Source organism: Streptomyces sp. NPDC036815, assembly GCF_055609205.1.
On the sequence record NZ_JBVJPW010000001.1, the window covers coordinates 275,119 to 296,074 of the forward strand.

The 20,956-nt window shown below is 72.4% G+C and carries 18 protein-coding genes; 8 read left to right on the forward strand and 10 right to left on the reverse strand.

Going from position 1 to position 20,956, the window contains the following annotated elements; translation table 11 throughout:
- Positions 1–98: 98 nt before the first annotated feature.
- From ACZ69I_RS01250 to ACZ69I_RS01290, 9 genes are all read right to left on the reverse strand, one after another.
- On the reverse strand, positions 99–1,097 hold the full coding sequence (locus tag ACZ69I_RS01250) for a glutamate ABC transporter substrate-binding protein (protein ID WP_470830635.1): 999 nt from the start codon (positions 1,095–1,097) through the stop codon (positions 99–101).
- A 77-nt stretch (positions 1,098–1,174) separates the two neighbouring features.
- Positions 1,175–2,671: a hypothetical protein gene (locus ACZ69I_RS01255; protein WP_470829951.1), complete on the reverse strand. Its 1,497-nt coding sequence runs from the start codon at positions 2,669–2,671 to the stop codon at positions 1,175–1,177.
- A 248-nt stretch (positions 2,672–2,919) separates the two neighbouring features.
- Positions 2,920–3,897, reverse strand: a complete 978-nt coding sequence (locus ACZ69I_RS01260; protein WP_470829952.1) for an N-acetylglucosamine kinase — start codon at positions 3,895–3,897, stop codon at positions 2,920–2,922.
- Complete coding sequence (locus ACZ69I_RS01265; RefSeq protein ID WP_470829953.1) at positions 3,888–5,153, reverse strand: 6-phospho-beta-glucosidase; 1,266 nt, start codon at positions 5,151–5,153, stop codon at positions 3,888–3,890. The genes ACZ69I_RS01260 and ACZ69I_RS01265 overlap by 10 nt, the downstream gene beginning before the upstream one ends.
- Before the next feature lie 8 nt (positions 5,154–5,161).
- Complete coding sequence (locus ACZ69I_RS01270; RefSeq protein ID WP_467669278.1) at positions 5,162–6,070, reverse strand: carbohydrate ABC transporter permease; 909 nt, start codon at positions 6,068–6,070, stop codon at positions 5,162–5,164.
- A gap of 8 nt (positions 6,071–6,078) precedes the next feature.
- The gene (locus ACZ69I_RS01275; protein ID WP_470829954.1) at positions 6,079–7,014 is read right to left on the reverse strand and encodes a carbohydrate ABC transporter permease; all 936 of its coding nucleotides are present in this window, start codon (positions 7,012–7,014) and stop codon (positions 6,079–6,081) included.
- Between the two features lie 10 nt (positions 7,015–7,024).
- On the reverse strand, positions 7,025–8,365 hold the full coding sequence (locus ACZ69I_RS01280) for an ABC transporter substrate-binding protein (RefSeq protein WP_470829956.1): 1,341 nt from the start codon (positions 8,363–8,365) through the stop codon (positions 7,025–7,027).
- 43 nt (positions 8,366–8,408) lie between these two features.
- Positions 8,409–9,575: an ROK family transcriptional regulator gene (locus tag ACZ69I_RS01285; RefSeq protein ID WP_467669272.1), complete on the reverse strand. Its 1,167-nt coding sequence runs from the start codon at positions 9,573–9,575 to the stop codon at positions 8,409–8,411.
- A 1,329-nt stretch (positions 9,576–10,904) separates the two neighbouring features.
- Positions 10,905–11,987, reverse strand: a complete 1,083-nt coding sequence (locus ACZ69I_RS01290) for a mechanosensitive ion channel family protein (RefSeq protein ID WP_470829957.1) — start codon at positions 11,985–11,987, stop codon at positions 10,905–10,907.
- Between the two features lie 312 nt (positions 11,988–12,299).
- On the opposite strand from ACZ69I_RS01290, the gene ACZ69I_RS01295 reads away from it, so the two are divergent.
- From ACZ69I_RS01295 to ACZ69I_RS01310, 4 genes are all read left to right on the forward strand, one after another.
- Positions 12,300–12,836 carry an HNH endonuclease gene (locus ACZ69I_RS01295; protein ID WP_467669268.1) on the forward strand — a complete coding sequence of 179 codons (537 nt, stop codon included), beginning with the start codon at positions 12,300–12,302 and terminating at the stop codon, positions 12,834–12,836.
- Positions 12,837–13,089: 253 nt separating this feature from the next.
- A complete protein-coding gene (locus ACZ69I_RS01300) occupies positions 13,090–13,326 on the forward strand; it encodes a hypothetical protein (RefSeq protein ID WP_467669266.1) in 237 nt (78 codons plus the stop codon).
- Positions 13,326–15,467, forward strand: coding sequence for a 4-alpha-glucanotransferase (gene malQ / locus ACZ69I_RS01305; protein WP_470829959.1), 2,142 nt, complete (start codon positions 13,326–13,328; stop codon positions 15,465–15,467). The genes ACZ69I_RS01300 and malQ overlap by 1 nt, the downstream gene beginning before the upstream one ends.
- 67 nt (positions 15,468–15,534) lie before the next feature.
- Positions 15,535–15,768 carry a hypothetical protein gene (locus ACZ69I_RS01310; RefSeq protein WP_361181082.1) on the forward strand — a complete coding sequence of 78 codons (234 nt, stop codon included), beginning with the start codon at positions 15,535–15,537 and terminating at the stop codon, positions 15,766–15,768.
- 170 nt (positions 15,769–15,938) lie between these two features.
- On the opposite strand, the gene ACZ69I_RS01315 is transcribed toward ACZ69I_RS01310, so the two are convergent.
- The gene (locus ACZ69I_RS01315) at positions 15,939–16,514 is read right to left on the reverse strand and encodes a TetR/AcrR family transcriptional regulator (protein ID WP_470829961.1); all 576 of its coding nucleotides are present in this window, start codon (positions 16,512–16,514) and stop codon (positions 15,939–15,941) included.
- A 99-nt stretch (positions 16,515–16,613) separates the two neighbouring features.
- Here ACZ69I_RS01315 and ACZ69I_RS01320 point away from each other — a divergent pair, with 99 nt between their 5' ends.
- From ACZ69I_RS01320 to ACZ69I_RS01335, 4 genes are all read left to right on the forward strand, one after another.
- The gene (locus tag ACZ69I_RS01320) at positions 16,614–18,098 is read left to right on the forward strand and encodes an FAD-dependent monooxygenase (RefSeq protein WP_470829962.1); all 1,485 of its coding nucleotides are present in this window, start codon (positions 16,614–16,616) and stop codon (positions 18,096–18,098) included.
- Between the two features lie 143 nt (positions 18,099–18,241).
- A complete protein-coding gene (locus tag ACZ69I_RS01325) occupies positions 18,242–19,252 on the forward strand; it encodes a DMT family transporter (RefSeq protein WP_470829963.1) in 1,011 nt (336 codons plus the stop codon).
- Between the two features lie 51 nt (positions 19,253–19,303).
- Positions 19,304–20,215, forward strand: a complete 912-nt coding sequence (locus ACZ69I_RS01330; RefSeq protein ID WP_467669256.1) for a LysR family transcriptional regulator — start codon at positions 19,304–19,306, stop codon at positions 20,213–20,215.
- A 49-nt stretch (positions 20,216–20,264) separates the two neighbouring features.
- Complete coding sequence (locus ACZ69I_RS01335) at positions 20,265–20,858, forward strand: helix-turn-helix domain-containing protein (RefSeq protein WP_467669254.1); 594 nt, start codon at positions 20,265–20,267, stop codon at positions 20,856–20,858.
- Positions 20,859–20,956: the final 98 nt, after the last annotated feature.

Here is a 20,956-nt window from a genome sequence, read left to right on the forward strand (position 1 = left end):
GCCGTTCTGTGCTGCCGTCAGTCCTCGGCCGTGAGCCCGCAGTCGTAACTCTCCAGTCGTAACTCTCCAGTGGTACCAGGTCGGTTGTCTGCTCGGGATCAGTCGCGGTACTCGGGGGCCGGCGGGCGGGCCTTCTTCTTCAGGCCGTCCTTCAGCCACTTGTCGTACGACTTCTGCCAGCCGCCGTCCTTGCGGTAGTCGTCGAGGACCTTGTTGACGCGGCGGACCAGGTCGTCGGAGCCCTTCTTCATCGCCACCGCGTAGTGCTCCGTGGTGAACGGCTCCTTGCCCTTGAGCTCGACGGTCGGGTCCTGAGCGGCCTGGCCCGCGGCGAGCGCGCTGTCGGTCACCACGGCGTCCACCTCGCCGAGCTGGAGCCTCACCAGGCAGTCGAGTTGGTTGGGCACCGTGGTGGAGATGTCGGCCCCGTAGTTCTTCTTCGTGAGCTCTTCCTCGGCGATGGAGCCGGCGGCGGAGCAGATCTTCTTGCCGGCGAGCGAGGTGTCGTAACCCGTGATGCCCTTGGCCTTCTTCGGGGCGAGCACCTGCTGGCCCGTCTCGAAGTAGCCGGTGGAGAAGTCGACGTCCTCCAGGCGCTTGCAGTTGACGGTCATGGTGCGCACGACCATGTCGACCTGGCCGCTCTTGATGGCCGGTATGCGCTGGTTGGTGGGGATGGCGCGGAACACGACGGCGTCGCGGTCGCCGAAGATCTCCTCGGCGATCTCGTGCGCGAGGTCGATGTCGAAGCCCTCCAGCTCGCCGCCCGGCTTGTTCGGATCGCGGTAGCCCCAGCGGTAGCTGTTCTGGTCGACGCCGACGACGAGCTTCTTGACCTCGCGGTTCTTGATCTTCTCGATCGTCGGGCCGTCGTCGGAACTGGGCCGCGGGCTGCGGTCGTTGCAGTCGTCCGCGTCGGCCCGCGCGGGCGCGGCCACCGAGGCGGCCGGGCCGTCGCGGTCCGTGCCGTCGTGCCCGCCCGCGCCCCACTGCGGGACCACCAGGAGAAGCGTTCCCGTCAGGGCGCAGGCCAGGCCCATCGCCCCCGTGCCGCCCCAGCCGCGCAGCCTGCCGGTCGTGCCGCGTCGCGTCCGCATCGTCTGCGCGCCCCCGCTCTCCTCCGGCCCCGTCATCCCTGGCTCCGTCACCTCTGGCCCTGTCACCTCTGGCCCCGTCACCGGTACTCCGAAAGCCTGCGGCCGATGCCGAGGACGGCGCCCCCGGCGGCCAGGACCGCCAGGACGGCGGCGCCGACCGGCAGTCCGCTCATGGCGCCCCTGCCGTCCTCGGCCGCCTGCTTGAACTGGCGCTGCTCGTGTGCCAGGGCCAGGTCGAGGGCCGCGTCCACGTTGTCGAAGCACTCGCCGGTCGGCTCGTCGGCCTTGGCGCCGATGACCTTGTCGAGCGCGCCCTGGTAGTCGCCGGAGTCGTCGCTGGCGCGGGCCACCTTGTGGCGGTCCTTCCAGACGCCCACGTTGGCCACGGCGTCGGCGACCGGCTTCCTGCCGTCCGCGTCGCCGCCCGCGAGGTCGGCCGCCTTCCCGAGCAGCCCCTTCTCGCCGTCGCCCAGCTGCTTCATCTGGGCGCGGTAGGCGACGTCGAACTTGTCCCGCGGCTCGCCCGCCACCTCGGTGGTCTCCGCTCCCCGGCTGACCAGGGTGAGGTTCTCGTTGCCGCGGGCCTTCAGGGAGCTGATGCGGGCGTCGTTGAGGACGTTCAGGGACCGGACGCCGTGGTCGTAGGAGTCGTTCAGGCCCGAGCGCGCGACGCTGTGCCCGACGACGAGCCAGAGCATCACGACCGTGGCGGCCGCGGTCGCGGCGAGCAGGCCGTGGTTGAACACCCGGTTCGTACGCAGGTAGTTACGGCGTTGGGCCCAGCCGAGCGCGGCGAGCGCGAGGACGCCGAGGGCGATGGCGAACCAGGGGTACGGCTTCGCGCTGTCGTAGTCGGAGCCGAGCCGGGCGTTCTCCGCCTTGTAGAGCTTCTCGGCGGCCGGGAGCATCTGGGTCTGCATCTTGTCGTTCGCGTACCGCAGGTAGGCGCCGCCGAGCGGCAGGCCCTGGCGGTTGTTGGCGCGGGCGCGCTCGATCAGGCCGGTGTACTGGGGCAGGAGCTTGTTCAGCTTGCTGACGGAGGCCGCCGACGACGAGCCGGCACCCGCGCTCGACGCGGCGGTGGCCAGCTTCTCGGCGGCCCGCTCCACGTCGTGCTCGTACCGGGCGCGGACGGCCGCCGGTTCCTGGCCGCCCGCCAGGAAGCCGCTGGACGCCGCGGTGTTGGCGTCCGCGAGCGAGCGGTAGATCTCGGCGGCGGCGGCGCTCAGCGGCTGACTGCGGTGCAGCACGTCGTCCGCGGCGGCCGAGCGGTCCGTCATCTGCCAGGTGGTGACCGCGCCGAACGCGACGACGAGCAGGGCGAGTACGGCGCCGATGATGCGCAGCTTGCCCGGTTCCGTGGTCGCGGCGCCGCGCAGCCGGTCCACGCCTTCCGACCAGGCGGTGCGGCGCGCCGCGGCGGCGGGCTGCGGAGTCCGCGGGGAAGGCACGGGCGCGGTGCCGGGCGCCTGGGGCGGCACTGCGGGCATCGCGGGCGCGGTCTGCCCGGGCGCCGTCGGCACCCGTCCGGGCGGACCCGGCGGTGCCGCGCTGCCGTTCGGCGGATGTGTCACCTTGACCTCGACCTCCCCCTCGGTCTCCGGACGGTTGCTTCCGCCCGCCGCGCGCGGCGCGGGAAGACGTGCTCGGCCGCAAGTATCGCCGCAGGGACGGACATCCGCACAGGCCTTGACTCGATCTTGTTCGGATCCCTGCTCATGTACACGAGATCGAGGGGGGTTCGGTTCCCGTTCGCGCGCGCACGCCGTCGACGGCGGGCCGTCAACGGCGCGGGCGCGTACGCCTGCTCGTAGTGGGCCCGCTACTCGTAGTGGGCCCGCACGCGCGCGTGCACCCGCGTCGGCGCCCCCACCTGATCGAGGCCGAGCAGGGCCGCGCCGAGCACGGGCCGCGCGACGACCACCTGGGGCACCGCCTTGGGCGCCCGCTCGGCCAGCAACGCCCCGATGCGGTCGTCGAGTTGGGGGTGACGGGCCGCGAGGACACTGCCGCCGAGCAGCACCGGCGCGGCCTCGTCGAGCAGGTCGAGGCGGTCGAGGGCCACGGTCGCCATCGCCACCACCTCGTCGGCCATCCGGTCCACCAGGGAGCGGGCCACCGCGTCACCGGCCGCCGCGGTGGCGAAGAGCACCGGGGTCAGCTCGTGCCGCCGTACCGGCGCGATGGAACCCAGGTGGAGGGCCTCGATCAGGGCGTACATGGACGTCAGGCCGAAGTGCGCGGGCAGCGCGTCGCGCAGCGCCGTCGCCTCGCCGCGGCCGTCCTCGGCGCGCGCCGCGTGCCACAGCGCCTCCTCGGCGAGGCCGCCGCCACCGCCCCAGTCGCCGGAGATGCGGCCGATGGCGGGGAAGCGGGCGGTGCGCCCGTCGGGCAGCATCCCGACGCAGTTGATGCCCGCCCCGCACACCACGGCGACGCCGCGCGGTTCGGTGTCCTCCAGGAGGCCGGCGCGCAGGATGGCGAAGGTGTCGTTGCGCACCTCGACCGAGTCCCCCCAGCCGCGCCCGCGCAGCGCCTCGGCCAACTCCCGCTCCTCGACGGGCAGATCGGCGTTGGCCAGACAGGCGGACACGTGGCCGACGGAGGCCGTGCCCGCCTCGTCGAGCGCCCGTGCCACCGCCTCCGCGAGGACGTCCACCGCGGGCCCGACCCCGACGATCGGCGGCTGGAACCCGCCGCCGCGGGCCGCGCCGACGACCTCGCCGTCGGCCGCGACCACCGCGACGTCGGTCTTGCTGTTGCCCGCGTCGATCGCGAGCACGCTCGTGCCTACGCCCACGCCAGGTGCTCCCGGTTGTGGGCGATCAGCCGGTCGGTGAGCGCTTCGGCGTGCGCGTACTGCCCGACCAGCGGGTGGGCGAGCAGCGCCTTGAAGACGCGTTCGCGGCCGCCGTGCAGGGCGGCTCGCAGGGCCAGGTCCTCGTAGCCGGTGACGTGGGCGACGAGCCCGGCGAACAGCGGGTCGAGCTCCGGCACGGCCAGCGGCTTCGCGCCCTTGCCGTCGACGGTGGCCTGCACCTCGATGACCGCGTCGTCCGGCAGGAACGGCAGCGTGCCGTTGTTGACGGTGTTCACCACCTGGTACGGGCTGCCGCCGTTGCCGAGGAGCGAGGCCGCGAGGTCGACGGCCGCCTCCGAGTAGAAGGCGCCGCCGCGCTTGGCGAGCAGCTCCGGCTTCTCGTCGAGCGTCGGGTCGCCGTACATCGTCAGCAACTCCCGCTCCATCTCCGCCACTTCGGCGGCGCGCGAGGGCTTGGTCCGCAGTTCCTCGACCACGGCGTCGTGCTGGTAGAAGTAGCGCAGGTAGTACGAGGGCACGACGCCGAGCCGGTCGACGATGGCGCGCGGCATGCGCAGGTCCTCGGCGACCGCGTCCCCGTGCTCGGCGAGCAGCCTGGGCAGGACGTCGTCGCCGCCCGGCCCCCCGAGCCGTACGCCCGTCTCCCACGTGAGGTGGTTGAGGCCGACGTGGTCCAGGTGGACCTCGCCCGGTGCGACGTCGAGCAGCCTGGCGAACTTGCGCTGGAAGCCGATCGCCACGTTGCACAGGCCGACGGCCTTGTGGCCCGCCTGGAGCAGCGCGCGCGTGACGATGCCCACCGGGTTGGTGAAGTCGATGATCCAGGCGTTCGGGTTGGTGCGCCGGACGCGCTCGGCGATGTCGAGGACGACGGGCACGGTGCGCAGCGCCTTCGCCAGGCCGCCCGCGCCGGTGGTCTCCTGGCCGACACAGCCGCACTCCAGCGGCCACGTCTCGTCCTGGTTGCGGGCGGCCTGTCCGCCGACGCGCAGCTGCAGGAGCACCGCGTCGGCGTCCGCGACACCCGCGTCGACGTCGGACGTGGTCACGATGCGGCCCGGGTGCCCCTGCTTGGCGAAGATGCGCCGCGCGAGGCCGCCCACCAGTTCCAGGCGATCGGCTGCCGGGTCGACGAGGACCAGCTCCTCGATCGGCAGGGTGTCCCTCAACCGTGCGAATCCGTCGATGAGTTCGGGTGTGTAGGTCGACCCTCCGCCGACCACTGCGAGCTTCATATCGGTTCTCAGCCCTTTACTCCGGTGAGGGTGACGCCTTCGACGAAGGCCTTCTGTGCGAAGAAGAAGATGATGATGACGGGCGCCATGACGAGCAGCGTCGCGGCCATGGTCATGTTCCAGTTGACGCTGTGGGCGCTCTTGAACGACTCCAGGCCGTAACTCAGCGTCCAGGCGCCGGGGTCCTGGGCCGCGTAGATCTGCGGCCCGAAGTAGTCGTTCCAGCAGTAGAAGAACTGGAAGAGCGCGATGGCGGCGATGCCGGGCTTGGCCATCGGCACCACGATCTTCACCATGGTGCGGAATTCCCCGCACCCGTCCACCTTGGCCGACTCGATGTACTCCTTGGGGATGGTCAGGAGGAACTGCCGGAGCAGGAAGATCGAGTACGCGTCGCCGAACGCCATCGGGATGATCAGCGGCCACAGGGTGCCCGACAGGTGGAACTGCTGCGCCCAGACCAGGTACATCGGGATCACGATGACCTGCGGCGGCAGCATCATCGTCGAGATGACGAGCAGCATGGCGGTGCGGCGGCCACGGAAGCGGAACTTCGCGAGTGCGTACGCAACGGGGATCGCCGAGCAGACGGTGAAGAGGGTGCCGAGACCCGCGTACATGAGCGAGTTGCGCCACCAGTCGAGGAAGCCCGGTGTCTCGAACACGGCCTTGTAGTTGGACCAGTGCCAGGTGTCCGGCCACAGGTCGCCGCTCATGGCCTGCGCGTCGCTCATCACCGACGTCAGGAAGACGAAGACGAACGGCAGGACGAAGAGCAGTGCGACGGCTATCGCCACGCTGTGCACGGCGATCCAGTGCAGGACGCGCTTGCGGCGGGCGCGGGCGGCGGCGGGGCCCCGGGCGGGGGCGGTCCGTTCGGCGGCCGCGGTGGGCGCGCTGAGAGTCGTGGAAGTCATCGGATTCCTCAGTCCTCCGCCGCGAGCAGCCCGGAGCGCTTGCGCATCAGGAGCATCGTCACGGCCATGGCGATGGCGAAGAGTACGAGCGAGAGCACGCACGCGGCGCCGGTGTTGAAGTTCTGGAAGCCCATCTGGTAAACGAGCTGGGGGACCGTGAGGGTCGAGTGGTCGGGGTAGCCCGGCTGGATCACGGACCCGGGCCCGATGTTGACGCCGGAGGCGACCTTCCCCGCGACCAGGGCCTGCGTGTAGTACTGCATGGTCTGCACGACGCCGGTGACCACCGCGAACATCACGATGGGCGTGATCGCGGGCCAGGTCACGTAGCGGAACTTGGCGAAGGGTCCGGCGCCGTCGAGGTCGGCGGCCTCGTACTGCTCCTTCGGTACGTCGAGGAGCGCCGCCATGAAGATCACCATCAGGTCGCCGATGCCCCACAGGGAGAGCAGCACCAGCGAGGGCTTGGCGGTGTCGGGGTCGTTGAACCAGTTGGGCCCGGAGATCCCGACCGCTTCCAGGATCTCGTTCACCGGGCCCGTGCCCGGGTTGAGGAGGAAGACGAAGGCGACGGTGGCGGCCACCGGCGGCGCGAGGTACGGCAGGTAGAAGGCGGTGCGGAAGAATCCGGCGCCCGTCTTGATCTTCGTGATGAGCAGCCCGAGCGAGAGCCCGAAGACGACCCGCACGGCCACCATGATCACGACCAGCCAGAGGGTGTTCCACAGGGCGGGCCCGAAGAGGGGCATCTGCTCGAACACGTACCGCCAGTTCCGCAGGCCCACGAACGTGGGCTCCTTGATCTGGTTGTAGTGCATGAACGAGAAGTAGACGGTGGCGATCAGCGGGTACGCGAAGAAGACGCTGAAGCCGACCAGCCAGGGGGAGAGGAAACCGAGCGTGCGCAGTCTGCGGCGCGCGGGGTTGGAGAGGGAGAGTGCCATGGCGGGGTCCTCAGCTCTTCGACTGGAGGGTGTCGGCGTCGATCTGCTCGTCGAGCTTCTTCAGGCCCTTGCGCAGGTCGTGGATGCGTCCAGCTTCCGCGGAGTACGAGAAGTCCTGGAGCGAGACGACGTAGGCGCCGCCGTTGACGGAGGGCGGCAGGGCCTTGCTGTGCTTGTTCTCCAGGATGTCGAAGAAGGTCCGGAAGGTCGGATCGGCGTCCAGGTCGGGTGACTTGAGCGCGGCGAAGGTGGAGGGCACGTTGTGGATGGCGTTCGCGAAGTCCACCACCTGCCCGGTGTCCGCCGTCAGGAACCGCACCAGCTCCCACGCGGCGTTCTGGTGCTTGCTGCTGTGCGCGATGCCGGCGACGGTGCCGGTGATGAAGCCGCGCCCGTACGTGTCGGCCTGGTCGTCGGGGACGGGCAGCGGCGCCACGCCCCAGTCGAACTTCGCCTTCGCCTCGTTCAGCATCAGGCCGCGCCATTCGCCGTCGAGGTGCATCGCGACCTTGCCGGTCAGGAAGGCGTTCTGGCTGGACATCTCGTCGCCGAAGGTGAGGCGGAACCGCTCCAGGTCGCCGAATCCGCCCTGGGCGTCGGCCAGTTGTTTTGCGGTCTTGAAGAACTTGTACGTGGAGGGGTCGACGGCGAGCCGCGAATCCCCCTTCTTGTCGAAGTACTGCGGGCCCCACTGGGCGAAGAGCCGGTCCGGACTGTTCTGGTAGAAGCGGAAGTTGGGCATGAACCCGACCTGCTTGTACCCGTGCTTGCCGTTGCGCAAGGTCAGCTTCTCGGCGACCTCCGCGAACTCGGACATCGTGCGCGGCGGGCGCTCGATCCCCGCCTTCTTGTAGGCGTCCTTGTTGTAGTACATCCCGTAGGCGTCGGCGAGCAGCGGCAGGGCGCACTGGTTGCCCCGGTAACTGGTGTAGTCGAGCAGCGTCTTGGGGAAGGTCTTCCGCTTGTCGAGCCCGGTCTTCCTCATGAACGGATCGAGGTCCGCCCACATCCCGGAGTCGCAGTACTGGCCGACGTTGTTGGTGGTGAACGACGACACGACGTCCGGTGCCTTGTCGCCGCCCGCTCGCAGGGCCTGGTTGACGGTGGCGTCGGAGACGTTCCCGGTGGTCTTCACCTTGATGTTCGGGTGCAGCTTCTCGAAGCGGTCGATGCTGTCCTCGACGGCCTTGACCTCGCCGGGCGTCGACCAGCCGTGCCAGAACTTCAGGGTGACCGGCTTGGTCGGGTCGTCGTTCGCGCTGCCGACGCTCGGGTTGGCGCAGCCGGAGAGCAACAGACCGGCTGCGGCGAGCGCCGCGGACGCGCAGGTGGGCATGCGCCATCGCGGCATGGCGGACTTCCTTTACGGGGGTTCGGGTGTGCGGGACGGTGGCTCAGGCGGTGTCGAAGACCTGGTCGCGGGCCTGGGTGAGGGCCGAGCGGAGCGCGCCGGTGAGGATCGGGTCGCCGTCGAGCTCGCTGATGCGGACCTGGGGGCGCGGCAGGGCGAGCCCCGTCAGCTCCTCCTCGACGCGGGCGCGCAGCTTGTCGCCGCCTGCCTGGGACACCGAGCCGGAGAGCACGACGAGTTCGGGGTCGACGACGGCGACGACGGCGGCGATGCCGGTGGCGATGCGCCGCGCGACCTCGCCGAGCGCGGCGTCGTCGGCCATCACCTCGGCCAACGTCGCGCCGCCGCCGGTGAGTTCGCGCACCACGTACGCGGAGACGAGGCTCTCGAAGCCGCCGTCACCGCCGCCCGCCGTGCCGCCGCGCGCCAGCGGGGCGCCCGGCAGTGGCATGTACCCGATCTCGCCCGCGCCGCCGGTCGCGCCGCGCAGCAGGGTGCCGCCGAGCACGATGGCGGCGCCGACGCCTTCGTCGAGCCAGGTCAGTACGTAGTTGTCGAAGTCCTGGGCGGCGCCCTCGTACTGCTCGGCGACGGCGGCCAGGTTCACGTCGTTCTCGATGTCGACGGGTGTGCCGAGGACGGCGGCGAGGTCGTCGCGCAGGGTGCGGGAGTGCCAGCCCGGCAGGTGCGGGGCGTAGCGCAGCTGGCCGGTGTGCGGGTCGATGGCGCCGGGGGTGCCGATCACCGCGGCGCGCAGGTCGTCGTGGCCGAGATTCGCCTGCCGCAGCGCGCCGTCGACGGCCTCCGCGACGAGCTGGGCGGTGCGGTGGCGCACGTCCTCGGCGACGGCGTCGGCCTCCACGCGCTCCCTGCCGAGCACGGTGCCGGTGATGTCGGCGACGAGGGCGGTGATGCCGGTGGGGTCGGCGGAGAGTGCGGCGACGTGGCCGGCGCCCGGGTCGATCTCGTACAGGAGGGCGTTGGGGCCGGGGCGTCCGCTGAGGCTGCCGGTGGTGTGGACGAGTCCGGCGCTCTCCAGGCGGCCGAGGAGCTGCGAGGTGGTGGGCTTCGACAGGCCCGTCAGCTCGCCGATGCGGGTACGGGTGAGGGGGCCGTGGGCGACGAGGAGGTCGAGGACGGTCCGGTCGTTCATGGCGCGCAGGACGCGCGGCGTGCCCGGGGTGCCCGGGGGGCTGCCTGCTGCTGCCATGACGGCACCTGCCTTCCGTGGCGGCTGACGGTTAACTGTTAGGAAACTTTCCAATTGGTGAGGACCGTACGGCTGGCGTGAATGGGGCGTCAATAGCGTGCGCCTCCGAGGCAACCAAGTCGTTACCTGTGAGGGGTTGGTGTTGCACAGGGTGGCTCGGTCTGGGGAGACGTTGGTGGGGCGGGGACGTTGACGGTCACCGGGGCCGCCCGGTTTTTCGCGGAGTGTGGCGCCTCCGGGCCGGCAGTAAAGGGCGCTCCTACGTCGCGTCGGCTCCGCCGATTCCGCTCCGCTCCACCCTTGACTCCCGCCCCTCCACCGCACGTTGACTTTGACCCGGACGGCCAGGGGTGGGACCCACGGGACTGCCTACGGGGGTCATCCCCTTTCATCGCCGGGTGCGGACCGGCCCATCGTGGGCGCGGGCCCCGGTGCGTGCTCGGCCAGCCGTCCGGCCTCGCCGCTCGGGCCATCGGCTCTCGCCGCCGGGTGCGGACCGGCCCATCGTGGGCGGGTGCCTCGGTGCGTGCTCGGCCAGGTGCCCCGGCTTCGCCGCTCGGGTCATCGGCTCTCGCGGCCGGGTGCGGACGGGCCCATCGTCGGTGGCCGTCACCGTCGCGGCTCGGTCGGGCGCTCCCGGGAACCTACTTTGGGAAAGTTGCGAAGCAAGTCGGCGCGCGCCCCCCGGTCACACCCCACGCGCCCTCCCCAAGACCGCCCATCAGGGGGTTGCTCCGCCCAAGGGGCCCATGTGACTGGGGGCGCAGTGCGCGTGACGGGGGGCGCGCGGCGGGTCGATTCGCAACTTTCCCAAAGTAGGTAACCGGGAGAGGCGAATCGCTTGTCGGGCGGCGCCCCTGCGTGTGGCGTCCGGGCACGATGGGCCGGTCCGCAGCCGGCAACGAGAGCCGATGACCCGAGCGGCGAAGCCGGGGCAGTGGGCCGAGCGCCTTCCGTGGCCCGCGCTCACGATGGGCCGGTCTGCACCCGGCAGCGAGAGGGGATGGCCCGAGCGGCGAGGCCGGGCGGCTGGCCGAGCGCGCACCGAGGCGGCCGCGCACGATGGGCCGGTCCGCACCCGGCGATGAAAGGGGATGACCCCGTAGGCAGTCCCGTGGGTCCCACCCCTGGCCGTCCGGGTCAAGGTCAACGTGCGGTGGAGGGGCGGGAGTCAAGGGTGGAGCGGAGCGGAATCGGCGGAGCCGACGCGACGTAGGAGCGCCCTTTACTGCCGGCCCGGAGGCGCCACACTCCGCAAAAAACTGGGCGGCCCCGGCAAGCCCTCAACGTCCCCGGCCCACCAACGCCCCGGGCCCGACAGCACGAGGACTACTTCGACATGTTCGGAGGCGGCGGCGGTATGGGAGACGCCGCCAGGGACTGGGGAGACGTCGCCGAGGCGTACGCGGAGGGGGCCGCGACGCCGGCCGACGGGTCGGCGGGGTCTTCCGCCACCGCCAGCTGCAGGCCGCCCACGATACGGATCCCCGCCTCGTCGAACGCCCGCTTGATCCGCCACCGCAGCTCCCGCTCGACCCCCAGCGCCTTACCCGGCATCGTCTTGGCCGAGACACGCACGACCATGGAGTCGAGCAGCACGCTGTCCAGGCCGAGGATCTCCACCGGCCCCCAGAGGCGCTCGTTCCACGGCTCGTCCTTGGCCATGGTCTCGCCGACGGCGGCGAGGGTCTCCTTGACCTTCTCCAGGTCCTCGTCCGGGCGGACGGTGACGTCGACGCCCGCCGTGGACCAGCCCTGCGAGAGGTTGCCGATGCGCTTGACCTCGCCGTTGCGGACGTACCAGATCTCGCCGTTGTCGCCGCGCAGCTTCGTGACGCGCAGGCCGACCTCGATGACCTCGCCGGAGGCCACCCCCGCGTCGATGGAGTCGCCGACGCCGTACTGGTCCTCAAGGATCATGAAGACGCCGGAGAGGAAGTCCGTGACCAGGTTGCGAGCGCCGAAGCCGATCGCGACGCCCGCCACACCCGCGGAGGCGAGCAGCGGCGCCAGGTTGATGTCGAACGTGCCGAGGATCATGAGCCCGGCCGTGCCGAGGATCAGGAACGAGGCCACCGAGCGCAGCACGGAGCCGATCGCCTGCGAGCGCTGGCGGCGGCGCTCCACGTTCACCAGGAGGCCACCGAGCGCCGTGCCGTCCACGGCCTGCGCCGTGCGGTTCATGCGGTCGATCAGCTTGGTGATGGCGCGGCGCACCAGGACGCGCAGGACGAGGGCGATCGCGACGATGAGCACGATGCGCAGGCCGATGCCGAGCCACGTGGACCAGTTCTGCTCGACCCAGCTCGCCGCGTTCGTGGCGCCCTCCTGGGCGTCCTCGAACGTGGGCGGCTTCGTCGTCGGCTTGTCGTCCGGGTCCGTTCCGGCTGCCGACAGGACGGACAAGAACACTGCGGGTACCTCCAGGTATCGCGGTCTGCCCGGGAGGGGGAAAACGACTCGACGGAGACGAACCGGGGGTACCGGGCAGACCCACCACACTAACGGGGCATCGTGTGAGGATCGTTGTCATGTTCGAGGGAGAGACGGTGCTCACCTGGGGAAGAACCAAGTGACGTCTCCGTCGCGCGCCCGCTGTGGTCGAAAACACTTCAAGGCCGTTACGGGGACATGCTGGCGCTACGACCAGGCATGAGGGGAGACTGACAGCCAGATCGTCCCGGCGCGAGCCACGCGCCGCCGGCGTACAAGGAGGCATCCGCCGTGCCGCATGTCTTGGTCCTCAACGCGTCGTACGAGCCCCTCGGCGTCGTACCGCTCCGCCGCGCGCTCGTCCTCGTCCTGGAGAACAAGGCTCTCTGCCTCGAGGAATCCGGCGCCTTCATGCACAGCGAGACGCGCACCGTCCCCGCACCCAGCGTGGTCCGCCTCAAGCGGTTCGTCCGGGTCCCCTACCGGGGGCCTGTTCCGCTGACCAGGCGAGCACTGTTCGCCCGTGACGGCGGCCGGTGCATGTACTGCGGTGGCGTCGCAACCAGCGTCGACCACGTCATTCCCAAGAGCCGGGGCGGCCAGCACGCCTGGGACAACGTCGTGGCCTCGTGCCGCCGCTGCAACCACGTCAAGGCCGACCGCCACCTGATGGAACTGGGGTGGCGGCTGAGGCACAAACCCGCACCGCCCTCGGGTCTCGCGTGGCGCATCATCGGGACCGGACATAGGGATCCGCGCTGGCTGCCCTACTTGCAGCCGTTCGGCGCGGACGACGCGATGGCCCGGATCGACGGCATTTCCGCCTAGTCACCGATCCGGGCTTCGTTGTACGCGCGCGACGCCCCCGGAGCCGAGCCGTCGGGGCCTTCGCGCGACGTGCAGATCTTCCCGGCGGCCGAGGCTTCGGAACCCGTTCTTGCGGGGCCGGGCGAGCCCCGGAAGACAACTTGCGCGACGGGAACGGAATGTGACCCAGGACACGTTGAGGCACCGTATACGTCTGCGAACCCGCGCTTTGGGTAGGGCTGCCGAAACCTGCCCCCTGACAAGGAGCTCCCACGTGGCCGCTTCAGCGAACCTTCTGCTCGACGCGCTCTCCAAACAGGTCTCCCACCCCGACTCGGGTCTCGACGGCTCCTGCTCCTGCGGCTGCATCGAGCCGCCGCTGACCAGTGAGCCGCCGCTCGCCGACGCGGCGCCGCTGACCAGTGAGCCGCCCCTCGCCGACGCAGCGCCGCTGACCAGCGAGCCCACCTCCACCGGCACCGCTTCCGGCCTGGACTTCATGGGGGTCTGATGGCCCTTTCCCGGCTGGCCGCCTCGTACGGGGTAGCCACCTCCTACTCCCCGTCCCCGGGGCGCACCGTCCCGGCCACCGAAGCCGCGGTGATCGCGGCGCTCGCCGCACTGGACGTGGACGCGAGCACCCCGGAAGCGGCCCGGTCCGCCCTGACCGCGCGCGAGGCCGCCCTCGCCGCGCGCCTGCTGCCGCCGACGGTGGTGGCCTGGACGGACGGGCCCCCGGCCGCGGCGGACGAGCGGCCCAAGGCCCCCTCCGGCGCCCCCGCCGATCCCACCGCCCCCGCACCGCTCGCCGGACTGCCGCCGGGGACGTACGTACGGGTGGAGTTCGAGGGCGGCGGGACCGAGGAGTGGGAGACGGCGCCGGAGGGCGGCGGGGCGAGCGGGCCGCGGCTGCCGCACGGCGTGCACCGGCTGTTCGCGCGCGGCCCCGACGGGCGCGAGGCGACGGCCCACCTCATCGCCGCCCCCCGCCGGATCAGGACCCCCGAGGACCGCTCGTACGGCCTGCTGGTCCAGCTCTACTCGCTGCTGTCCCGGCGTTCCTGGGGCATGGGCGACCTCGGGGACCTCGCCGAGCTCGCCGCCTGGTCGGGACGCGACCTCGGCGCGGGATTCGTGCAGGTCAATCCGCTCCACGCGGCCGTGCCCCGCACGCCCCACGGTCCGGGCAGCGACCCCTCGCCGTACCGCCCCTCGTCCCGCCGCTTCCCCGACCCGGTGCACCTGCGCATCGAGGCGGTCCCCGAGTTCGCCCATCTGCGGGGCGAGGCCCGTGACCGGGTCGACGAGCTGGGCCGTCGGGCCGCCCGCCTGCGCGAGGCGGTCCTGCGCGACGGCGAGCTGATCGACCGCGACGCCGTCTGGGCCCTCAAGCGCGAGGCGCTCGAACTGCTCCACGAGGTCCCCCTCGGCCCCGGCCGCCGCGCCGCCTACAGCGCCTTCCTCGCCGAGCAGGGCGCGCCCCTCGAGGACCACGCCACCTGGTCCGCCCTCGCCGAGGCGTACGGCCCGGACTGGCACACCTGGCCCGACGCCCTGCGCGACCCGGCCTCGCCGAGCACGGCCCGCGCCCGGCGCGAGCTGATGGACCGCGTCGACTTCCACAGCCGCCTCGCCTGGCTCACCGACACCCAGCTGGCCGAGGCGCAGCGCGCCGCGCGCGAGGCGGGCATGGGCATCGGCCTCGTGCACGACCTCGCGGTCGGCGTGCACCCCGGCGGCGCGGACGCCTGGGCCCAGCGGCGGCACTTCGCCCCGGGCATGACCGTCGGGGCCCCGCCGGACGCCTTCAACGCGCGCGGCCAGGACTGGGGCCTGCCGCCCTGGCGCCCCGACCGCCTCGCCGAGTCCGGTTACGCGCCGTACCGCGCGCTCCTGCGCGGCCTTCTGCGGAACGCGGGCGCCCTGCGCATCGACCACGTGATGGGCCTCTTCCGGCTCTGGTGGGTCCCGCAGGGCCGCGAGCCCACCGAGGGGACGTACGTCCACTACGACGCGGAGGCGATGCTCGCCGTCCTCGCCCTGGAGGCGCACCGCGCGGGCGCCCTCGTCATCGGCGAGGACCTCGGCACCGTCGAGCCCGGCGTCCGCGAGGCGCTGCGCGAGCACGGCGTGCTCGGCACCTCGGTGCTCTGGTTCGAACGGGACTGGGAGGGCACGGGCCGCCCGCTGCCCGCCGCGCGGTGGCGCGCCGACTGCGTGGCCACCGCCACCACGCACGACCTGCCCCCGACCGCCGCGCGTCTCACCGGCGAGCACGTCCAACTCCGAGACGACCTGGGCCTGTTGACCCGGCCCCTGGCCGAGGAGCAGGCCGAGGCCGCCGCCGACGTGCGCGAGTGGCTGGGCCTGCTCTCCCGGCTCGGCATGCTGCCCGGCGGCACGGGCTGCGAGGAGGACGAGATCCGCGCCGTGCACCGCTTCCTGCTGGCCACCCCGGCCCGCATGATCGGCGTCTGGCTCCCGGACGCCGTCGGCGACCGCCGCCCGCAGAACCTCCCCGGCACCTGGGACCAGTACCCCAACTGGCGTCTGCCCGTCGCCGACTCCGGCGGACGCCCCGTCACCCTGGAGGAACTCGCCGCCTCTCCGCGCCTGCACGGGCTCATGGCGGTGTTCCGCGAGGGCGCGTGAGCGGGTCCGGGTGCCCGTACGGCACCCCGGGCGCGCACGCCGCCGAGGAGTTCGCTACGTTGGCACCGTGGACAAGAAGAACGCACTGCGCGCCGGCGCCCTGGCCTCCGGCACGACGCTGATGATGCTGCTCATGTCGTCCCCCGCCTTCGCGGCCCGCGACGACGGTGACGACCCGGGCCCCGGCCTGAGCGTCATCGACACGCTCGGCCTCTATGTCGCCGCGCCCATCGTGCTGTTCCTGGTGATCGCGGGTCTCGTGATGGTCGGCGACAAGTCCCGCAAGCAGAAGCAGGGCTGACCGGAGGCGGGGGCCGCGTCCCGGGCGTCATGTCCCGAGGGCCGGTTCCCCGCCCGGTCGGCTGAGCACGCCGAGGGCGCCCTCCGGCGACGTACACCCGTACCGCGTACACCGCGTACGGACGTCGCCGGAGGGCGCCCTCGGCGTGCTCGCGGCCGTCCGGCCGTCGCTCACGGCTGTTCGGCCGTCAGATAGCGCTGGATCGTCGGCGCCAGCCACCGCGTGACCTCCTCGCGGGTCAGGGCGGCCGACGGCGGGAAGCGCAGGACGTACCGGGTCAGGGCGAGCCCGAGCACCTGGGAGGCGCAGAGGGAGGCCCGGGCCGGCGCCTCGGCCGGGTCGGGGCAGACCGCCCGTGCGACCGGCAGCAGCTGCTCCGCGAAGATCTCCCGCATGCGCTCGGCCCCCGCCTGGTTGGTGATCCCCACGCGGAGCAGGGCGGTGAGCACCTCGCCGTCCTCCCAGAGGGTCAGGAAGTGGGTGACGAGCACCCGCCCGACGTCCGGCCGGGGCACCCGGGTGAAGTCCGGCATCCGCAGGTCCACGGAGGTGGCCGCGGCGAAGAGCCCCTCCTTGTTGCCGTAGTAGCGCATCACCATCGACGGGTCGATCCGGGCGTCCTTGGCGATGGCGCGGATCGTCGCGCGCTCGTACCCGTCCGCGGCGAACCGCTCGCGGGCCGCGGCGAGGATACCGGCGCGGGTGGCGTCGGAGCGGCGGGGCGGCAGGTCACTGTCTCCGGTCATGCCAACGAGCGTAGGCCAACAGGCGTTGACAGTCCATGGCCGCGGTTCTACCTTGGCCAACAAGCGTTGACCAACAGGCGTTGGCATTCGGAGGCGGCCATGAACGGTACGACCGGGAACACAGGCACCACCGAGGACGCAGGCACCATCGAGGGCGAGGCCGACGCCGCCGTCGTGGTCGTCGGCGCGGGGCCCACCGGGCTGCTGCTCGCCGGGGACCTCGCCGAGGCGGGCGTCCCCGTCACGCTCGTGGAGAAGCGGAAGCGCGGGATCAGCAACCTGTCGCGCGCCATGGTCCTGCACGCCCGCACCCTGGAGCAGCTGGACGCCCGGGGCCTCGCCGACGAACTGGAGGCCAAGGGGGAGCCGCTCGGCAGGCTGAACCTCTTCGAGCGCCTCTCGCTCGACCTCGCGCGACTGCCCTCCCGCTTCCCGCACGTGCTCGTCATCGGGCAGTACGAGGTCGAGCGCGTCCTGGAGCGGCGCGCCGTCGCCGCCGGGGTGCGCTTCTCGTACGAGAGGGAGGTGGCCGGGCTCACTCAGGACGCGGACGGGGTCACGCTCGAACTCCGCGGCCCCGACGGGGGGTCGGGCACTCTGCGGGCCGCCTATGCCGTCGGCGCCGACGGGTTGCGCAGCGGGGTGCGCGAGGCGGTCGGGCTGCCCTTCCCCGGCCGGTCCGTCATCCGCTCGCTCGTCCTCGCCGACGTCAGGCTCGCCGAGCCGCCGGAGAGCCTGCTCGCCGTCAGTGCCGTCGGCGACACCTTCGCCTTCATCGCACCCTTCGGCGACGGCTACCACCGCGTCATCGGCTGGGACCGCCGCCGCGACGTCCCCGACAGCGAGCCGCTCGACCTCGCGGAGGTCGAGGAGATCGTCCGGCGGGCGCTCGGCCGGGACTTCGGGATGCACGACGCCCGCTGGATGTCCCGCTTCCACAGCGACGAGCGGCAGGCGCCCGCCTACCGGGTGGGCCGCGTCTTCCTCGCCGGTGACGCCGCGCACGTCCACTCCCCGGCCGGCGGCCAGGGCATGAACACCGGCCTCCAGGACGCCGCGAACCTGAGCTGGAAGCTGGCCGCCGCCGTCAACGGCCGCGCCGCGCAAGGGCTGTTGGACACCTACCAGGCCGAACGGCACCCGGTCGGCAAGGCGGTGCTCCGCAGCAGCGGCGGCCTGGTCCGGCTCGCGATGGCCAAGCGCCCGTGGACCCGCGCGGCGCGTTCCGCGGTCGCCGCCGTCGTGAACCGCCTGCCGGTGGCGCGCGCCAAGGCGGTCGGCCAGGTCACCGGCATCGGCATCGCCTACCGGGCACCGAAGGGCGCCCACCGCCTCGTCGGTCGCCGCGCCCCCGACGTGACGCTCAAGGAGGGGCGGCTCCACGAGGCCCTGCGCGCGGGCCGGTTCGTCCTCATCGCCCCGGCGGACCAGGGGCACGCGGCGGGGCGTGCGGTGGCGGCCCACTGGGCGGGCGAGCGCCGCACGACGGTCCTGGTCCGCCCCGACGGGTACGTGGCGTGGGCGGCGGAGGACGCGAGCGTGCGGGCGGTGGCGGTGGCGCTGGGGGAGTGGGGGATCGGCTGAGGCCGGTGTCGATCATTCACTTCTCCTGAACAGAAGCAGCAAAAAGTTTCGATGGACCTGATGGGTGTCGGGGTGTCACGGTGGTCCCGCAATCGCACCGAGACTCCCCCGCCACCACGGGGGAGAGAGGCAAGGGATACCCCGTGGCAGTCCTGGACCGGACCCCCGCTCACACCGCACCGACCGCCCCCCGGACCGCGCCGTCGGCCGAGCGCTCGGCCGCACACCCGCCCGCGCACCCCATCGGCATCGGCCTCGCCCTCGCGGCCCTCGCCACGGTCGTCTGGTCCGGCAGCTTCGTCACCTCCCGGGCCCTGCACGACACCGTGCCGCCCGTCCAGCACGCGTTCTGGCGCTGGGTCATCGCCATCGCCGCGGTCGCGCCCTTCGCGGCGCGGCAGACCTGGCGGCAGCGCGGGCTGCTCCGCAAGCACCTCCCGTTCCTGCTGGTCGCGGCCCTGCTCGGCGTCACCGTCTACAACACCCTGGTGAACCAGGCGGGCATGACGACCACCGCGGGCAACATGGGCATGATCATGGCCGCGTCGCCGGTCCTGATGGCCGTCCACGAGCGCCTCGGCGGCGCCCGGCTCGGCGCGCGCCGCGTCACCGGCATGCTCGTCGCCTGCGCCGGGGTCCTCCTCCTGGTCAGCAAGGGCTCCCTCGCCATGGACTTCGCGGTCGGCGACCTGTGGGTGATCGCGGGCGCGCTCTCCTTCGGCTCGTACAGTGTGCTGCTCAAGCGCAAGCCCGCGGAGATCGGCGGGCTCCCCTTCCTCTTCGCGACGTTCGTGCTCGGCGCGCTGATGCTGCTGCCGGTGTACGTGGCCAGCTACGCGGTCCAGGGCGGTTTCGAGCCGACCACCGGCACGGTCTCCCCGCTCCTCTACGTCGGCGTGGTGTCCTCGGCGGTCGCCTTCTTCGCCTGGAACAAGGCCATCTCGATCATCGGGGCCGCCCGCGCCGGAGTCGTCTACTACCTCCAGCCGGTCTGCGTCGCCCTGCTCTCCTTCGCACTCCTCGGCGAGGCGATGGGCCCGCTGCGGGTGCTGTGCATGGGCCTGATCCTGGGCGGGGTCGTGCTGGGCTCGGCCCGCACGAGGACCCCCGCGAAAGGCCCCGCGAAATCTCCCGCGAAATCCCCCGCGAAGTAGGGGGCGCGGCCGGTGGGTTCTCCGCTTCTGACCAGTCGGTACGTTGGCCTCATGAGCGAGTGGGACATCAAGAAGCTGCAGATCCTGCGCACGTTGAGCGAGCGGGGCACCGTGACGGCGACGGCGCAGGCGCTGCGCATGACGCCGTCCGCCGTCTCCCAGCAGCTGTCCAACCTCGCCAAACAGCTGGGCGTACCGCTCCTGGAGGCGCACGGACGCCGGGTGCGCCTCACCGACGCCGCGCATTTGGTGCTGCGGCACGCGGAGGCCGTCTTCGCCCAACTGGAGCAGGCGGACGCCGAGTTGGCCGCCTACGCACAGGGCGAGGCGGGGGAGGTGCGGGTCGGGGCGTTCTCCACGGCCGTCCCCGCGCTCGTCGTGCCTGCCGTCCTGGCGCTGCGGGAGGCGGCGCCCGGCATCTCCGTACGGGTGCGGGAGACCGAGGCGGCGCAGGCGTACGAGCTGCTCGCCGCCGGGGAGGTGGACATCGCCCTCTCCCTGGCCGTCCAGGCGCCCGCCGGGGCCGACGCGGACACGCGCTTCACCCGGGAGTCGCTCCTCGCCGACCCGCTGGACGTGGCGCTGCCCGGGAACCACCCACTGGCGGTGGCCGAGGGGCTGCGGCTCGCCGATCTGGCGGCCGAGCCGTGGATCTTCGGGGGCAGCGGCCCCTGGTCGGAGATCACCCGGGCGGCCTGCGAGGGCGCGGGCTTCGCGCCCGAACAGGCGCATTCGGCGTCCGGCTGGACGGCGATCCTCGCGATGGTGGAGGCGGGGATGGGGGTGGCCCTGGTGCCCCGCCTCGCCGCGGTGCGACGAGACGGGGTCGTGATGCGGGAGCTCTCGGCGGACCGCCCGCGCCGCCACGTGATCGCGGCGGTGCGGCGCGGCGGGGCCTCCGGCGCCGCGGTGGCCCGCGTCCTGACCGCCCTGCGGGAAGCGGTGCCGACGCGGTCGCGGTAGCGGGCGCCCGGCCGGGCCCGCCCGGCACATCCGACCTACGGTGTTGCCCATGACGCAAGAAGACGGCGAGCTGGACAGCCTGGTACGCAGACGGATCCGCGCCCTGCGCCTGGCACAGGGCTGGTCCCTCGAGGAGCTGGCGGCCCGCGCCAGGATCAGCCAGTCCACGCTCAGCCGCATCGAGAACGGCCGGCGCCGCCTCGCCCTCGACCAGCTGGTCACCCTGGCCCGCGCGCTCGACACCTCTCTCGACCAGCTGGTCGAGACGGCCGCCGACGACGTCGTCTCCAGCCCGGTGATCGACGCGGCCCACGCCCGGATGCGCTGGTCGGTGAAGGCGGACCCCGGCGTGAGTGTCGTCCGCCAGCGCCTGACCGACCCGCCGCCGGACCACCCCTCGGCCATGCGCGCGCACCCGGGCCGGGAGTGGCTCGTCGTCCTGTCCGGCACCGCCACCCTGCTGCTCGGCAACCGCCGCTTCCGGATGGAGACCAACCAGGCGGCCGAGTTCCCGACGATGCTGCCGCACGCCATCGGCGCGGAGGGCGGACCGTGCGAGCTCCTGGGCATCTTCGACCGCGACGCGCGGCGCGGCCATCAGCGCGGGGCGGACATCCGGTCGGATCCGAACGAAAGACCCTAGGCCCGCCGTCCCACCGGGCGCGCCTTGCCGTTCCGGTCCGCGGGCGGGGCACCGTCTTGCGCGTTCGGCAACGCGGGGCCGGACCGGACCGGGACCGG